The 419-nt window shown below is 66.1% G+C and carries 1 pseudogene; it reads left to right on the forward strand.

From position 1 onward, the window contains the following. Positions 1-70 precede the first annotated feature (70 nt). Positions 71-419, forward strand: a pseudogene (locus ACLBYB_RS32795) (transposase); the annotation flags it as partial.

Consider the following 419-nt stretch of genomic DNA (forward strand, 5'->3'; position numbering starts at 1 on the left):
GCTAGGGCCTGTCGTCGCCTGAACCATCTGGCGCAGCACGCGTTTTGTGTCTCCGCTCTGAGGAGGGACGATGCTGAGCGACGCGCAATGGGCTGTTCTGGAGCCACTGGTCGAGGCTTGTCGGCCGAAGGCGAAGACGCCGCCGCAAGACCTGCGGCGCACGCTCTCAGCAATCCTGTGGCGCCATCAGAACGGCGCCAAGTGGCGCGCAATCCCGCAAGACCTCGGGCCGTGGTGGCGGGCCGCACAGATCTTCATCCGGTGGTCGCGCGGCGGGGTGTGGGAGCGTCTACTTGCTCTCGTGCAGGAGCGCGGCGTTCGGCTGGGCATGGTGTTCCTCGATGGCACCAATATGCGTGCGCATCAGAAGGCGGCTGGAGCCGCTAAAAGGGGGGATCTGCAGCCGAGCGAGACGATCG

This window comes from Methylobacterium sp. D54C, from assembly GCF_053345595.1.